This window comes from Brevibacillus sp. NPDC058079, from assembly GCF_042885155.1.
Taxonomy (GTDB): Bacteria; Bacillota; Bacilli; order Brevibacillales; family Brevibacillaceae; genus Brevibacillus.
In genome coordinates this window covers 12,960-27,430 of record NZ_JBHVSO010000024.1, presented here as the reverse complement: position 1 = coordinate 27,430, position 14,471 = coordinate 12,960, and the positions used below count along the sequence as shown (strand labels likewise).

General features: G+C 47.9%; 18 protein-coding genes. All 18 read left to right on the top strand.

Features of this window, described 5'->3' with window-relative positions; translation table 11 throughout:
• Nucleotides 1-39: 39 nt before the first annotated feature.
• A complete protein-coding gene (locus tag ACFVS2_RS33395; RefSeq protein ID WP_228088432.1) occupies nucleotides 40-744 on the top strand; it encodes a hypothetical protein in 705 nt (234 codons plus the stop codon).
• Entirely contained in the window at nucleotides 744-1,583 is an 840-nt protein-coding gene (locus ACFVS2_RS33390) for a hypothetical protein (protein WP_390240838.1), read from the top strand. Before ACFVS2_RS33395 ends, ACFVS2_RS33390 begins: the two co-directional genes overlap by 1 nt.
• A gap of 13 nt (nucleotides 1,584-1,596) precedes the next feature.
• Nucleotides 1,597-1,743, top strand: coding sequence for a hypothetical protein (locus tag ACFVS2_RS33385; RefSeq protein WP_007725181.1), 147 nt, complete (start codon nucleotides 1,597-1,599; stop codon nucleotides 1,741-1,743).
• Between the two features lie 29 nt (nucleotides 1,744-1,772).
• The gene (locus tag ACFVS2_RS33380) at nucleotides 1,773-1,976 is read left to right on the top strand and encodes a hypothetical protein (RefSeq protein WP_173621229.1); all 204 of its coding nucleotides are present in this window, start codon (nucleotides 1,773-1,775) and stop codon (nucleotides 1,974-1,976) included.
• 251 nt (nucleotides 1,977-2,227) lie between these two features.
• Entirely contained in the window at nucleotides 2,228-2,551 is a 324-nt protein-coding gene (locus tag ACFVS2_RS33375) for a hypothetical protein (protein ID WP_228088535.1), read from the top strand.
• A gap of 3 nt (nucleotides 2,552-2,554) precedes the next feature.
• A complete protein-coding gene (locus tag ACFVS2_RS33370) occupies nucleotides 2,555-2,707 on the top strand; it encodes a hypothetical protein (RefSeq protein ID WP_007725191.1) in 153 nt (50 codons plus the stop codon).
• Nucleotides 2,707-3,123 carry a hypothetical protein gene (locus ACFVS2_RS33365; protein ID WP_390240835.1) on the top strand — a complete coding sequence of 139 codons (417 nt, stop codon included), beginning with the start codon at nucleotides 2,707-2,709 and terminating at the stop codon, nucleotides 3,121-3,123. The genes ACFVS2_RS33370 and ACFVS2_RS33365 overlap by 1 nt, the downstream gene beginning before the upstream one ends.
• A gap of 55 nt (nucleotides 3,124-3,178) precedes the next feature.
• Nucleotides 3,179-3,742, top strand: coding sequence for a hypothetical protein (locus tag ACFVS2_RS33360; protein WP_390240833.1), 564 nt, complete (start codon nucleotides 3,179-3,181; stop codon nucleotides 3,740-3,742).
• A gap of 137 nt (nucleotides 3,743-3,879) precedes the next feature.
• Nucleotides 3,880-4,221, top strand: coding sequence for a DUF3870 domain-containing protein (locus ACFVS2_RS33355; RefSeq protein ID WP_012683929.1), 342 nt, complete (start codon nucleotides 3,880-3,882; stop codon nucleotides 4,219-4,221).
• Between the two features lie 163 nt (nucleotides 4,222-4,384).
• The gene (locus tag ACFVS2_RS33350) at nucleotides 4,385-5,323 is read left to right on the top strand and encodes an ABC transporter permease (protein ID WP_390240831.1); all 939 of its coding nucleotides are present in this window, start codon (nucleotides 4,385-4,387) and stop codon (nucleotides 5,321-5,323) included.
• 26 nt (nucleotides 5,324-5,349) lie between these two features.
• Nucleotides 5,350-6,237 (top strand): ABC transporter permease, encoded by an 888-nt coding sequence (locus tag ACFVS2_RS33345; protein WP_369751232.1) that lies wholly within the window; start codon nucleotides 5,350-5,352, stop codon nucleotides 6,235-6,237.
• Nucleotides 6,238-6,242: 5 nt separating this feature from the next.
• Nucleotides 6,243-7,268, top strand: coding sequence for an ABC transporter ATP-binding protein (locus ACFVS2_RS33340; RefSeq protein ID WP_390240829.1), 1,026 nt, complete (start codon nucleotides 6,243-6,245; stop codon nucleotides 7,266-7,268).
• Nucleotides 7,269-7,387: 119 nt separating this feature from the next.
• Nucleotides 7,388-9,046: a peptide ABC transporter substrate-binding protein gene (locus ACFVS2_RS33335; protein ID WP_390240827.1), complete on the top strand. Its 1,659-nt coding sequence runs from the start codon at nucleotides 7,388-7,390 to the stop codon at nucleotides 9,044-9,046.
• A 151-nt stretch (nucleotides 9,047-9,197) separates the two neighbouring features.
• Nucleotides 9,198-10,298: a dipeptide epimerase gene (locus ACFVS2_RS33330; protein WP_390240825.1), complete on the top strand. Its 1,101-nt coding sequence runs from the start codon at nucleotides 9,198-9,200 to the stop codon at nucleotides 10,296-10,298.
• Nucleotides 10,295-11,212 (top strand): C40 family peptidase, encoded by a 918-nt coding sequence (locus ACFVS2_RS33325; RefSeq protein WP_390240823.1) that lies wholly within the window; start codon nucleotides 10,295-10,297, stop codon nucleotides 11,210-11,212. The genes ACFVS2_RS33330 and ACFVS2_RS33325 overlap by 4 nt, the downstream gene beginning before the upstream one ends.
• A 25-nt stretch (nucleotides 11,213-11,237) precedes the next feature.
• Nucleotides 11,238-12,197 (top strand): ABC transporter ATP-binding protein, encoded by a 960-nt coding sequence (locus ACFVS2_RS33320; protein ID WP_390240821.1) that lies wholly within the window; start codon nucleotides 11,238-11,240, stop codon nucleotides 12,195-12,197.
• Nucleotides 12,198-12,447: 250 nt separating this feature from the next.
• Nucleotides 12,448-13,392 carry a sigma-70 family RNA polymerase sigma factor gene (locus ACFVS2_RS33315; protein ID WP_007725227.1) on the top strand — a complete coding sequence of 315 codons (945 nt, stop codon included), beginning with the start codon at nucleotides 12,448-12,450 and terminating at the stop codon, nucleotides 13,390-13,392.
• A gap of 188 nt (nucleotides 13,393-13,580) precedes the next feature.
• Nucleotides 13,581-14,453 carry an Hsp33 family molecular chaperone HslO gene (gene hslO / locus ACFVS2_RS33310; RefSeq protein WP_173621238.1) on the top strand — a complete coding sequence of 291 codons (873 nt, stop codon included), beginning with the start codon at nucleotides 13,581-13,583 and terminating at the stop codon, nucleotides 14,451-14,453.
• Nucleotides 14,454-14,471: the final 18 nt, after the last annotated feature.

Genomic DNA, 14,471 nt, shown 5'->3' with positions numbered 1-14,471 from the left:
CGTATGATGTATGAACGCTTTGAGCGTTGGTGTCAAATCGTGGGAGGTACACCAGAAGGGTACTTAATACTATCCATGATTGGCGGGATAGCGGGATTCATCTCAGGTATTTTGCTAGGAAATATGATTGTATCCTTGTCGCTTTTTCTCTTATTCCTCTTGCTGCCAACACTGATTCTATACGCACGCTATACCGTCCAAATGAATAAAAAAATCAGCTCATTCTGTCGTTTCGTAGAATTGTTTGCCCGTTATTATAACAGTCGCAAAAACATCGTCCTTACCTTTCGCGAAATGATAGAGGAATGCCCCAAAGAGTTATTGCCTGACCTCCTTCTGCTGAACAATAGCCTTTCGGACGGGGGAAACTCGGTTGCGGCAGTGGAACAATTTGCGCAGAGACTGGACCATCCGTGGGCTTTTGATTTTGCAACGTATATTTCCAGCGGTTTGGAAGGAGAAACAGAAGATATTCAATCACCTCTAAATCGGTTAACGAATGAGATGTTTGTACAACAAGATGAAAAGCATGAGCGTGATAGTGAAATATACTCCATTTGGATCAGTCTGCTTATCGTTATAGCCATTTGTATTTGTTTGATCCCCTACAATCAAGGGTTGCTTCAAGACTCCTATCGTCTCTATTTCTACACGCCAGATGGACAAGCCATATTAGCGATTGCGACGACTGTGTGGACCTTTTCGATCCTGTTGGCGTTTATTTGGGGAAGGAGATATCGCTAATGCCAATGCTAATCATGTATACCTACCTTGGATTAGGCGCTCTATTTGTTTTTAGTGCAACGTTTATGATCGGGAAGTATATGTTTCACAAGCAAAAGCCGAAGCTGTTTGTTTCCGGGGTGTGGTGGGGAAAGTGGGAGCAGGCACTCAAGCCTGACGAAGACGACAAATGGGAACAGTTACTATCACGAGCAGGAAGGCCTTTTGGATGGGGAAAACCAGAGTGGGTGTTTCTGCAATTGTTGACTGGAAGTATCGTTTGCATCCTGATTCTTATGTGGGTCGTCGTAAGCCGAATGGAATCATTTCCACTTCTGTCGATGTGCCTGGCATCTGCTGGGAGTTACATGCTGCCGTACATGGGCTTGAAGATGTGGGCAAATCACAGAGAAGATATGCTGAGCACAGATATCGCCAGATTTATCAATCGCTATGTGACCCTTCTAGAAAATCAGGTGCCCATTTACAATGCCATGGTCAAGGCAGCAAGACCTACTAGAAAGCTAAAAGAGTATATTCCTACTTTATCTGATTGGAACAGAGACCCTAATGAGGCGCTTGAGAGCTTTAAACGCAAAATTGGCGTCGACGACGGAATTATCCTCGTATCGAGCATGCGTACAATTGAGACGCTGAGCGAAGGACAAGTAAGTGCAACTATGCAACGAATGGAGTGGGCTGTCGATCACCGAAGAATGTTCCGTCATCGAAAAAAGATAAAATCTTTGGGGATTGGCTACACGGTCATTGTCTACCCGGCATTTTACATGGGGTTATTGGTAGCTATGTTTCCTTGGTATAAGCTGCTTACAGAAATTCTGGATAAATATTTGACCTGAGGAGGAGCAACTCATGACCAAGCTATTATCTATCATCATGTGCATCGTTTTCTCTTTAGGAATAATCGTTTCTAGCTTGTCCGAAATAAACACATCGGTAGTGAGAGAAGACGGGCTGAGAGATCGAGCAGTTGGGTGGATCGATAAAGCCATACCTTAAATCACGTATGAGAAAAGGGGAAATTCGAGATGTCGAAAATGTTTTTTATATTTTTAGCATGCGTCATGGTGTTAGGGATCGGTGTCAGCAGCTATGGCAATGAGTTAAGCCCCGCGGCAAACGATTCTGCCGAGAGCATTAACCAATCCATCACATCGCTGAACTACGATACTCGAAATGAAAACATCAACTATAGGATGCAAAACGGCACATCCTATACGTCGTCAAACTGATGCTGCACATCCACGTTCTTCTCATCATTTCGATTATGGTAGGGAGCTTGTGCGCGGTGCTTTGGAATCTCCAGCCAGAGGAGCAGCTTAAACAGACGCAACGGGAAAGGGTGTATCGAGCAGCGACGGTCATCTTCCATTAAAGAGGAGCTGGCGTTTCTAAAACGATGGTGAAAGCAAAAGTCTTTCTTATTTGTCTACTGGTCCTTCTATTGATCACTTCTGCACTGGGAGCTTACCACTTGTACGCAATGGAAAGGGCGATTGCCCGTGGAATCTATGCTGACTTACTGGATGATATGCAGGACATCGGGTATTTGGAACCTACGTTAGCAGATTACTATCTCCTTAAAATGAAAGAACTAGGTTGGGAAGTGACAGGGGATGTGTTTGCCGGGAGCTGGCCTCGAACCGAGAGCGAGCGAGCTCGCAAAGAGCGGCAGGAGGCGATTACCTTGTCGGTTACCATCCAGCCTTCAAAAGTGACCCAATGGCTGCACAAATTTGTGGAGGGGGATACATCCTTTTCCTTTACGGGAAGTCGGCCGTCCGAATACTTTGATCCAGGGTGGTAGTGTATGAATAAAATGATTAGCATTTTGGCTGTAATGGCTATTGTTTTGCCTTTGACGGTAGGTTTGCTTCTCACCGGTCCGCAAAATCTCCTATCGGCATGCACGCAGTTTTTCGGTGATTTGCTCGCTGAAGTAACGCGTTTTGGTACAGGCTAATGGGTCAATTAATCGCTGTGATTTTGAACATTATGGTTATGCTACTCGTTCCATTAGGGCTTTTACAGGTACATACGGTTGTTCAGGCCAGAAACGAATTATTGGAAGTGAGCTCGGCCGCTACAAAATACGTCAGCAACCACGGGGGAACGAGTGAAGCCAACTTGCAACAAGAGGTTCGGGCATTGATTGCTAGTGAGCTGAGGGAGAAAAAGTTTTCTGTTTCAGATCAGGACTTGTCTGTCAGTGTCACTCGCACTCGTTCACTTGATCCCGTCCTATGGAGCCACGAAGATGAGTTTGTTGTGGAGCTGGCAATTCCATACCCCCGCTTTACCTCATGGATTCCAATGCCGGCTGATTCCTTGCAAGTTCAAAGAATAGGAACAGTTAACATCATGGACTACGATCTGTAAAAGCTCCCGTTAGGAGGCTATCGTTACGGGTATAAACATCTTATCTATTTCTACGATGCTGTTCTTTTTGCTGGTAGGTATGTTTATTGTAGATGCAGACATCGCCATGCAGAAAAAAACAGAAGTGAAGATACTCCTGGAGTTGTCTAATCATCACGCCACCTTTGCTGTTGATCCTGTATTGAAAACAGAGGGTGTGATTGATCTGCTAGAAGACGAGGCTCTTGAACGTTTTGATGACAGAATGTACGAAAATGGTGGATACCGTCGTGAGCAAACCTTGTTCGTCCCTCAAGCAGACAGTGTGACCACTGATCCCATACCTTTCTCGCGTTATTATGTGGATTTCCGTTCGTGGCGTAATGACCTCCAATTACACCTACAGTACAATGGGACAACACTCGTGACAGAGCGGGCAACGAAGGGGCCAGCGCGTCCGGGAGGCGGAATGCTGCAGATTACCGTCGTAACTGAGAGTGGGGAGGAACTACAGCTAGCACCGAAAACAATGGTCGGTCCATCCCATGTCGTAGTTGCCTACATCGACGAGCGACCGTTTCTGCCGATGCTGCCGTCACATTCGTTTCCAGTCGTATCTGTAGAAGAACTGAAAGATTAGTCAGACTTATTTACAAATTGCAAATTCTTCTGGTACTATGTAGGAAAGTGCTTACCCAGCTTGCGATTGTGAGGAAGTCGCTCTCCGAACATCCCGTTTGCCGGTCCGTTAAGCATAGTAAAAGTGGGGTTATTGATTTGTTTGATAAAGATACCATTTATATCGTAGGCGATGCACAGTCCTCTTCGAACAATCCGATTACACAGCAATTCAGTGCTTTTTTTATCGGATTGGTTGTCGATACTTCCAACGACAAGATCGTAGATGCGGCCTGTTCCTCCACGGTCCAACTGACGTCTGACTTTGCTCGGTCGATCTTTATCGGTCATTCAATTATGGCGTCGGAGGAAATTGGCGAAGAGATTCGCTTTCGGTATTTTGGATCTTCCCAAAAAACATTGATCGCAGCGTTCAAGGACGCGCAAAAGAAGTACAAACAAGCAGTTTCCACGAGAAATAAAGCTACAGTCACCAAATGAATACACCCGCTGCTTTATTTATTCGTATGCACGGCATACACGTAAGTAAAACCCAGTAAATGCCATGATCGCGTGCATTTGCTGGGTTTTTTGCTTATTACGAGAGTTCAGTCCCTGCCACCAATATGGTTTTACGGATTTTTGATGAAAAGGAGGAGAGTCCTTGCTATCTTTTGTCTTCCGCAGATTTATCTCCATGATCGTGACTTTATGGCTCATCATTACCCTCACCTTTTTCCTGATGCATGCCGTTCCAGGATCTCCTTTTGAAAAAGAAGGAAAGGCATTAAACGAAGCGGTTGCTGCCAACCTCAATGCCTACTACAACCTGGATAAGCCACTACTCGTCCAATACGGGCTGTACTTGCAAAAGCTGGTGCAGTTTGACCTTGGACCATCTATTGCCAACAGCTCGGATACGGTCAACAAAATGATCGCCCGTGGATTCCCCGTTTCTTTTCAACTCGGTCTGATTTCTGTCGTCTTTGCGATTGTCACCGGTGTCGCTCTTGGTGTGATCGCCGCGTTACGACATAACCGTCTCATTGATTACCTTGCCATGATTATTGCTGTTATCGGGATATCTGTTCCCAGCTTTGTTGTCGCTTCCTTATTAATCAAATATTTGGCGGTCGAGTGGAAGCTGTTGCCGACTGCAACGTGGGGGTCTTGGCAGCATGTGATTATGCCAGCGCTTGCATTGGCGTTTGGTCCGATTGCGATTATCGCTCGTTTGACTCGTACCAACATGCTGGAAGTGTTGACCCAGGAATACATTGAAACCGCTCGCGCAAAAGGGCTGTCTCCGGCGACGATCGTGTTGAAGCACGCACTGCGTAATGCGATTTTGCCTGTTGTCACGCTTTTAGGCGCACTGATTGCCAACGTTTTAACGGGCAGCTTTGTGATCGAAAAAATATTTGCGATTCCTGGGATGGGGAAATATTTCGTCGCTGGCATTAATAATCGTGACTACTCCGTCATTATGGGAACGACAGTCTTCTATAGCGCACTTTTGATTTTCCTGATGTTTGTCGTCGATGTACTGTACGGCATCATTGATCCACGAATTAAGCTGCATCGAAAGGAGAGCGAAGGATGATCGTTTCTGATGATTTATTTATCCCCATGCGAAAAGACAACCTCAATGCGGAAGCGATTGTGCGACCTCAACTGACGTTTTGGCAAGAAGCTTGGCTTCGTCTGAGAGGAAACAAGCTGGCCCTGATGGGGTTGGTGGTTATTATCTTGCTTGGGGTTATGGCTACGATTGGACCGATGATCTCTGGTCATGAATACGCCAAACAGTCGATTATTATGAAAAATAAACCGCCATCGGAAGCGAACTGGTTTGGTACTGATGATTTTGGCCGTGATGTGTTCACCCGTGTTTGGTATGGTGCGCGCATTTCCCTGTTTGTCGGTTTGACGGCAGCACTTATCGATTTTTTCATTGGTGTCTTGTATGGAGGAATTGCCGGATATTTGGGGGGGCGAATCGATAATATCATGATGCGCTTCGTCGACATTTTGTACGGCCTTCCTTATTTGTTGGTTGTGATTTTGCTGATGGTCGTCATGGGACCCGGACTTTTAACCATTATTATCGCGTTAAGTGCGACAGGCTGGATCGGGATGGCGCGGACTGTACGCGGTCAGGTCCTGCAAATGAAAAACTCGGAGTACGTACTGGCGGCAAAAACAATGGGGGCAAAGCCTTTCTACATCATTCGAAAACATCTGCTGCCCAACACAATTGGCATCATCATTGTCTACGTCACGTTATCTGTTCCATCTGCAATTTTTGCAGAGGCGTTTCTGAGCTTCCTCGGTCTCGGTATTCAGGCGCCAATGGCTAGCTGGGGTGTGATGGCGAACGATGGACTCCCCACCATTTTGTCCGGTCATTGGTGGCGGCTCTTTTTCCCTGCTTTCCTAATCTCGCTGACGATGCTTGCGTTCAACGTGCTCGGTGATGGCTTGCGCGATGCGTTCGATCCGAAGTCAAGGAGGTAGGCAACATGGATAAAACGGAAAAGCTGCTGGAAGTCAGTGGGCTTCGGGTCACATTCAAGACGCATGGCGGTGAAGTGAACGCTGTTCGGGACGTGAACTTTACTTTGAACAAAGGGGAGACACTGGCGATTGTTGGTGAATCCGGATGTGGGAAGAGCGTGACTGCAAGGAGCATCATGCGTCTGATCCCGGAGCATATCGGAAAAATCGCGGGTGGAAGCATTCATTTTAAAGGGCAGGACCTGGCAAAGCTGCCAGAAAAGCAAATGCGCGAGCTGCGTGGGAAAGAAATCTCCATGATCTTTCAGGATGCGATGACGTCGCTCAACCCGACAATTACGATTGGCGAACAGATCATGGAAGGAATCGTTCGCCATCAAAAGGTAACCAGAAGCGAAGCCAAGCGGCAAGCGATTGAAATTCTCACCTTGGTCGGGATCGCTAATCCAGAAAGTCGTCTCAAGCAGTACCTCCATCAGTTCAGTGGCGGGATGCGCCAACGGATCATGATTGCGATTGCGCTAGTCTGTAAGCCGTCCATTCTGATTGCGGATGAGCCTACGACTGCGTTGGATGTGACGATTCAGGCGCAAATCATCGAGCTGTTCAAAAGCATTCAACGAAAGACGGGAGTCTCGATCATTATTATCACGCATGATTTGGGAGTCGTCGCCAAGATTGCGGATCGGGTCAATGTCATGTATGCCGGAAAGGTGGTAGAGTCCGGACCTGTTCGCGACATTTTTTACAATCCGCAGCATCCCTACACCAAAGGCTTGCTGGTGTCGATGCCACGTTTGGATGCGGATCGCTCTATTCCGCTCAGCCCCATACCTGGAACACCCCCGGATTTGTTCAGCCCGCCAATTGGCTGTGCATTCGCTGCGCGCTGTGACTACGCGTTGGAAGTATGTCGGAATTACCAGCCTGCGGAGACCCATGTCCATAGCAAACACGCAGTTTCCTGTTGGTTGCAGGACCCACGGGCGAAGAAGTTGCTGGCGTCGATGCAGTCACCAACGGGGACCTGATTCATGGCTGTCGAGGGCAGTGTGGTCAAGCCCGGCTTCATTCGTGTAAAAGAGGGTGTCGTCTAACGGCGCTAGCCTTTTACGTCATACAAAAACAAAAAAATAAGGGGGAAGAAACAGTGAAAAAACTATCAACATTGTTGCTGACGGCTACGCTGGGTGTGTCCATGCTCATGGCTGGATGTACATCGGGTCAACCAACTGCACCGAGTGAGCCTGCACCAGGCAACACGGCTCAGCCAAACGCTCCGACGCCGGGTGATCAAGCGGCAAAGCTCCTCTTGCTGAATAATATCAAGGAACCGACGTCATTGGACCCGCCGATTGGCTTCGATGAGCCGTCCTATAACATTTTGAACAACTTGATGGAAGGCTTGACTCGCCTGGACGAAAATCAAAAGCCTCAACCAGCGGCCGCTTCTGAATGGAAAATCTCCGTGGATGGAAAAACCTACACTTTTACCCTGCGTGACAACAAATGGTCCAATGGTGAACCTGTAAAGGCTCAGGACTTCGAATTCGCGTGGAAACGCATGCTTGATCCTGCACTAGCATCTCCGGCAGCATCCCTTGCGTACATTATTGAGGGCGCGGAGGCATATAACAGCGGGAAAGGACCGGCGGATGGCGTAAAAGTAAAAGCCGTGGACGACAAGACACTAGAGGTCGTTCTCGCTCAACCAGCTTCCTGGACGCTCCTGTTGGCATCCAACCCAGCTTTCTTCCCTGTACACAAAGCAACTGTAGAAAAAGATCCGAAATGGGCGGCAGAAGCAGCAAGCTTTGTTGGAAACGGACCATTCAAGCTGACAGAGTGGGCACATGACAGTGAACTGAAAATAATGAAGAGCGATACGTACTGGGACGCGGCTAATGTAACCCTGCCTGGTGCCGTTTGGAAAATGATTGATGACGAGAATACCGAGTATCAAATGTTTACGAACGAAGAGCTGCACAGAACGACAACCGTTCCTGCAGACATGGCAGACCAATTGTTCAAAGACGGCAAAGTATTCGTGCGTGATGGAGCAGGTACAGAGTTCTATCGTTTCAACGTAACGAAAGAGCCATTTGATAACGCCAATATTCGTAAAGCCTTTAGCTTGGCGATTGACCGTCAAACGCTGGTCGACCTGGTGCTGATGCGTCAACAAAAACCGGGAACAGGCTTCGTATCTTTTGGTTTGCCTGATGCCAACGGTGAAGGACAATTCCGTGAGGTAGGCGGAGAATTGGTGAACTTCAACCCAGATGAAGCGAAGAAGCTCCTGGAACAAGGAATGAAAGAAAAAGGCTACACAAAGCTGCCAGAGGTTACACTCACGTACCGTAGCGGAACGGCTAACGAAAAAACGGCACAAGCCGCGCAAGAAATGTGGAAGCAGACGCTGGGCGTAGATGTGAAGCTGCAAAAAGTTGAAGGAAAAGTTTTGACGGATATGCAAAAGCAATTGCAGTATCAAATTGCTCGTTCTTCCTGGTTGCCTGACTTCGGTGATGCGATCAACTTCCTCGACATTTTCCAATCGAAGGCAGCAAGCAATCGTACGGGCTGGAGCAATGCGCAATTCGACAAGCTGATCCAAGACGCATACAAGGAGCCAGACGATGCAAAACGTCTGAAGCTGCTCCATAATGCAGAAAAACTCTTGTTGGATGAAGCGCCAATCGCACCTCTTTATTTCTACAACACTTCCTTGCTCTCAAGCGACAAGGTGAGTGGTATTCAAAGCTCTTCACTGAGCTACACAGACCTGAGAAAAGCTGTCGTGAAGTAAGAAAGAGTGAGTTGGGAGAAGTCATTTCAGGCGGATGGAATGACTCTCCCCCCTTTTTTGCTAGAATTTTTAATAGTGCTATAATTTAGTATGTCTATTAGAAAAAACACAACTAAAGAAAGCACGAGTACTGGAGAAGATGGAGGAAAACATGATTATTCAAGCCATCGAAGTAAAACGAATATCTGTTCCATTGAAAAAGCCTTTTAAAACCGCTTTGCGTACGGTGCACAGTCTGGAGTCCATTTTAGTGAAAATCACCTGCGACAACGGTATGGTCGGGTGGGGCGAAGCTTCGGCAACCGTCGTCATTACAGGAGACAGCATCGAGAGCATCGAGTCGGCGATTATGAATACGATGAGACCTCAGCTCATCGGCTTGAATTTGCTTGCCTATGAACGAGTTTTCCAAACCTTGCATCAATCCATGGTAGGAAATACGAGTGCGAAGGCAGCAGTTGACATTGCGTTGTACGACCTCATTTCTCAGCGCGCAGGAATGCCGTTGTATCAATTCCTGGGTGGTTACCGTGACCAATTGGAAACTGACTATACCGTCAGCGTGAACTCCCCGAAAGAAATGGGTGAGGATGCGGCTGCCTATCTCAAGCAAGGCTTTAACGTACTGAAAATCAAGGTCGGCAAGGACAATATCGAGGATGACATTTTGCGCATCCAGGAAATTCGCAAATCCGTGGGCAATCAGGTGAAGATTCGTCTTGATGCCAACCAGGGATGGAATGTAAAAGAAGCGGTGCAATCCATTCGCAAAATGGAGGACATGGGTCTTGGCATCGAACTCATTGAGCAGCCTGTAAAAGCGCATGATCTGGAAGGCTTGAAGCGGGTAACAGATTCGGTCGATACGCCAATCATGGCTGACGAGAGTGTGTTTTCACCAGCACAGGCCCTGCAGGTTTTGCAAAACCGTGCGGCTGACATGATTAATATCAAGCTGATGAAGGCTGGCGGCATTTACAAAGCACAATTGATCAACCAATTGGCTGAAGAGTACGGTATTCCATGCATGGTTGGCAGCATGATCGAATCGCGTCTGGCTGTATCAGCGGCAGCTCATTTTGCAGCTAGTAAGAAGAACATCACCCGCTTTGATTTCGATGCTCCGTTGATGCTTTTGCACGATGGCATAGAAGGTGGCGTAACGTACGAGGGACGCTTGATGCGCATGCCAGAAGAGTCTGGGCTCGGTATTCGTTCCGTCAGCCTGTGGGAGGGGGGGGAACTAAGATGAAATCTGCCATTGTTTCTGTTTCTGTCGCCACTGTGTGGACCAAGCCGGAGTCGCCGCGTGATATGGACCAAGTGGCACTCCAATCGCCGGTAGATGCACGAAGCTGGCTCGCTTCCCTTACTGTTGAGGAGAAGCTTGGTTTTTACGACAATAACGCGATTCAAACACAAGCGCTGTACGGTACGCGCGTAGAGGTAGTCGAGGAGCAAGGGGAATGGTCACAAATTCTGATTCCTGATCAGACTACGAACAAAAACGCAACAGGCTATCCGGGCTGGGTTCCGTCTCGTCAGCTAGCACCGTGGTCAGATGCTTTTGAGGTACAGCAAGGCCAAAAGCTGGCGATGGTCACGGCGGCGTTTACCCGTCTACATACACCTGACCAAAATCCAGACATGGAGCTTGCGTTTTTGACCAAACTGCCGCTGATCGAGGAAACCGCGGACTGGGTAACGGTAGCGACACCGAACGGCACAGGACTTTTGCCAAAAGCAGACGTCCAAATCGTGAAAGCAAACGAGCCCATTGAGCTTTCCGGTAATCGTGGAGAGGCAATCGTAGAAGCGGGTAAGCGATTCCTCAACCTGCATTATTTATGGGGCGGCATGTCCTCTTACGGGTATGACTGCTCGGGATTTGCGTACAACATGCACCGATCTGTCGGTCTCCAGATTCCACGTGATGCTTCTGATCAGGCAAAAGCCGGACAGCTCGTGGAAAAAGATGCTTTGCTTCCGGGCGACCTGCTGTTTTTTGCCCATGAAGAGGGGAAAGGCAGAGTCCATCACGTGGGCATTTACAAGGGGAATGGCGAAATGATTCATTCTCCAGATTCACGAAGCGCCATCGAGATCGTCAAGCTGGATGGCTACAAGCTCGAAAAGGAACATTGCGTCTCCAGACGATACTGGTAAACGGATAACGGGGAGGAGTGGCCAGATGCAACGAAAGAAGCTGGTCCAGGTAAAGAACCTGACAAAAACCTTTACGTTGGGTAAAGGGCTCTCACTTACGGCAGCGGACAATGTTTCCTTCGATATATACGAGGGGGAAACGTTTGGACTGGTAGGGGAATCTGGCTGCGGAAAATCGACCACAGGCCGTACAATCATCGGATTGTATCAACCGACGACAGGTGAGGTTATTTTTGACGGGCAAAACGTCCATCAGGCATCATCTGCTGAGCGGAGTAAGCTGACACGCCATATGCAAATGATTTTTCAGGACCCATATGCTTCTCTGAATCCCCGAATGAACATTGCGGAAATCATTTCGGAGGGCCTGTATCTGAACGGGCTATATAAAGGGAAAGAACGAATGAATCGTGTGATTGAGCTGTTAGAGATGGTTGGTTTGCAAAAAGAGCATGCCAACCGTTTCCCGCACGAGTTCAGCGGTGGTCAGCGACAACGGATAGGGATTGCTCGGGCGCTTGCCGTCAATCCTACCTTCATCATTGCCGATGAGCCGATTTCCGCACTCGATGTTTCGGTTCAGGCACAGGTCGTTAATTTAATGAAGAAATTGCAGCAGGAACAAAAGCTGACGTATTTGTTTATCGCGCATGATTTGGCGATGGTCAAGCACATCAGTGACCGTATTGGCGTCATGTATTTGGGCAATATGGTCGAGATGACTGCCAGTGAAATACTTTACGAATCACCGAAGCATCCTTACACGCAGGCGTTGTTGTCGGCTATTCCTGTCCCCGACCCCGATTTGGAGAAAAGCCGTGAGCGCACCATTATCGAAGGTGACGTTCCCAGCCCGATCAATCCACCTAGCGGCTGTGTATTCCGTACACGCTGTCCGGTAGCCAAAGCCGTATGCGCCGAAAAGAAGCCTATCTGGCAGGAAGTAGACACCAACCACTTCGTCGCCTGTCACTTGTATCAGTAGCCTTCTGTTTTATCAGAAGATTCGACATTGTCTTTTTGCCATCCCTCGTTAATGGGATGGCTTTTTCTTCATAAACTTTTAACTCTAAACTATGAAAGGGCTTACATCAACTATTCGGAGAGGAGAACTGTTAATATTCTGTTAACTGGCAGGAATCAAACAGGTTTTGTCGAAATACGGATACAGTAAAACATTCCGTGACTCACCTACTTCATCGTGAACTTCCATTCCAGAGAAGTGAGGGTTGCATATGACTCTGAGTACCTCCTCGTTCCATTCAACTCCCCGTCGCTGGCGGGAAGTGGAGACACAGTTGGGAATTGTTGTTCCTAGATCACTTCGATCGGACACTTCTGCTCTACTGTTTTTGGAAAGCGTCGCTGCAACACCCATGTTGGACAAAGAAGAAGAGCTTGCTTGCCTGATTCGCTATCAAAGGGATGACGATCTTGAAGCACGTGAAACGATAGTGCGCGCCTATTTACGATACGTAGTTAGTACCGCTTTGCGCCATTTGAAAAGAGGGATGCCGTTCCTGGATTTGATTCAGGAGGGCACGATAGGTTTGTTTACCGCGATTGACAAATTTGATGTGGGACGTGGCGTGCGTCTCTATCATTACTCACACTGGTGGATCTCTCAAGCGATCACCCGTGCCATCAACGACAAAGCAACTTTGATTCGCATTCCTGTCCACATGCATGAGCAGATTCGTCAGTATCAGAAGCAAGTATTACATCTCGTCCACGCATTGAACCGTACGCCTGATCGGCAGGAGATTGCCGTACTCTTGGATATTCCACTAGAAAAGGTGGAAGCCATCGAACTGGCTTTAATGATGAAGATGGAGTCCATCGACGCTGAGCTGGATAGTGAGAAATGGCAGGCTTGGCATGAAGACGAGAGCTTGAGCTACGCAGAAATCATGGATGATGGGTTGTCCTCTCTGGATGACTGGATTGAAAAGGTAGATCTTCGCTCGCAAATGCGCGCAGCGTTGGAGCGACTTAGTCCCCGCGCCCAAGAAATTATCTCCATGCGTTATGGTCTCTATGATGATCAAGTGTATACGCTGGAGGAAGTGGGGAAAATGTTTGGTCTTACCCGCGAGCGTATTCGCCAAATTGAAGCGACGACGATTGACCGATTGCGTACGCAAAAAGCTTCACACGTATTAAAAGATTATTTAACCTAACATAGGATTTAGTTAATTCGGCCCCTCTTCTTACAGAGGGGTCTTTTCTGTCAGAAATGGTCGAATTCACAAAGTGTCAGACTCACAGTGGGAGAAGCGTAGTCTTTTTCTCCTTGTGGTAAACTGGTAAGATAGCTTCATGTTTTTTTCACTATGTAAAGAGGTAGTTTGAAAAGGAGGATCGCTACATGGGCGATTATATGATAAGAGCAACCGGTTTTAATGGGCATGTTCGTGCATTTGCCGCACGCACGACAGAATCTGTCGAAGAAATGCGTCGTCGTCACGACATGTGGAATACAGCGACAGCAGCAGCGGGACGTACGCTGACTATTACCTTGATGATGGGGGCTATGTTAAAAGGAAACGAGAGCCTCCATGTCAAAGTAAAAGGAGGAGGACCAATCGGGCAGATCATGGCGGAAGCCAACGCACATGGTGAAGGAATCGCTTATGTAACCAACCCGCATGTCCACTTTGAGCTAAACGATAAAGGTAAGCTCGATGTAGCGCGTGCAGTGGGAACAGACGGGTTTGTGTACGTAACGAAAGATCTCGGTCTCAAGGAGCCGTATCAAGGCAGTTCGCCGATCGTCTCTGGTGAGATTGGGGAAGACTTCACTTATTATTTTGTGATGTCCGAGCAAACGCCCTCAGCAGTAGGCGTGGGTGTACTGGTTAACCCTGAGGACCGTTCTGTTTTGGCTGCGGGTGGATTTATTCTTCAGCTGTTGCCGAATACGCCAGAAGAGGTTGTAGCAGCAATTGAAGAACGCCTCGGACAGCTTCCGCAGGTTTCTCGCATGATTGGCGAAGGTTTGACTCCTGAAGAGATTTTGGCCCGCGTATTGGATGAGCCAAAAATCCTGAGCCGCACGGAGATTCAATTTAGCTGCAAATGTACAGCGGATAAGGTTGTTCAGGCACTGATCAGCATGGGACGCGAAGAAATGGAAGGTATGATTGAAGAACAGGGCGAAGCAGAAGTACACTGTCATTTCTGTAATGAACGTTACCATTATGACAGATCCGCGTTGGAAGACATCCTGAAAGACATGTAAGCGCGGCGTCAAGTAGGG

Excerpts from the sequence above, each read along its gene's own strand:
- ACFVS2_RS33385 (WP_007725181.1), top strand. The coding sequence starts at position 1,597 with ATGACCAAGCTATTATCTATCATCATGTGCATCGTTTTCTCTTTAGGA.
- ACFVS2_RS33320 (WP_390240821.1), top strand. The coding sequence starts at position 11,238 with ATGCAACGAAAGAAGCTGGTCCAGGTAAAGAACCTGACAAAAACCTTT.
- ACFVS2_RS33380 (WP_173621229.1), top strand. The coding sequence starts at position 1,773 with ATGTCGAAAATGTTTTTTATATTTTTAGCATGCGTCATGGTGTTAGGG.
- ACFVS2_RS33370 (WP_007725191.1), top strand. The coding sequence starts at position 2,555 with ATGAATAAAATGATTAGCATTTTGGCTGTAATGGCTATTGTTTTGCCT.
- ACFVS2_RS33360 (WP_390240833.1), top strand. The coding sequence starts at position 3,179 with ATGCTGTTCTTTTTGCTGGTAGGTATGTTTATTGTAGATGCAGACATC.
- ACFVS2_RS33315 (WP_007725227.1), top strand. The coding sequence starts at position 12,448 with ATGACTCTGAGTACCTCCTCGTTCCATTCAACTCCCCGTCGCTGGCGG.
- ACFVS2_RS33330 (WP_390240825.1), top strand. The coding sequence starts at position 9,198 with ATGATTATTCAAGCCATCGAAGTAAAACGAATATCTGTTCCATTGAAA.
- ACFVS2_RS33325 (WP_390240823.1), top strand. The coding sequence starts at position 10,295 with ATGAAATCTGCCATTGTTTCTGTTTCTGTCGCCACTGTGTGGACCAAG.
- ACFVS2_RS33365 (WP_390240835.1), top strand. The coding sequence starts at position 2,707 with ATGGGTCAATTAATCGCTGTGATTTTGAACATTATGGTTATGCTACTC.
- ACFVS2_RS33375 (WP_228088535.1), top strand. The coding sequence starts at position 2,228 with ATGGAAAGGGCGATTGCCCGTGGAATCTATGCTGACTTACTGGATGAT.
- hslO (WP_173621238.1), top strand. The coding sequence starts at position 13,581 with ATGGGCGATTATATGATAAGAGCAACCGGTTTTAATGGGCATGTTCGT.
- ACFVS2_RS33345 (WP_369751232.1), top strand. The coding sequence starts at position 5,350 with ATGCGAAAAGACAACCTCAATGCGGAAGCGATTGTGCGACCTCAACTG.
- ACFVS2_RS33390 (WP_390240838.1), top strand. The coding sequence starts at position 744 with ATGCCAATGCTAATCATGTATACCTACCTTGGATTAGGCGCTCTATTT.
- ACFVS2_RS33340 (WP_390240829.1), top strand. The coding sequence starts at position 6,243 with ATGGATAAAACGGAAAAGCTGCTGGAAGTCAGTGGGCTTCGGGTCACA.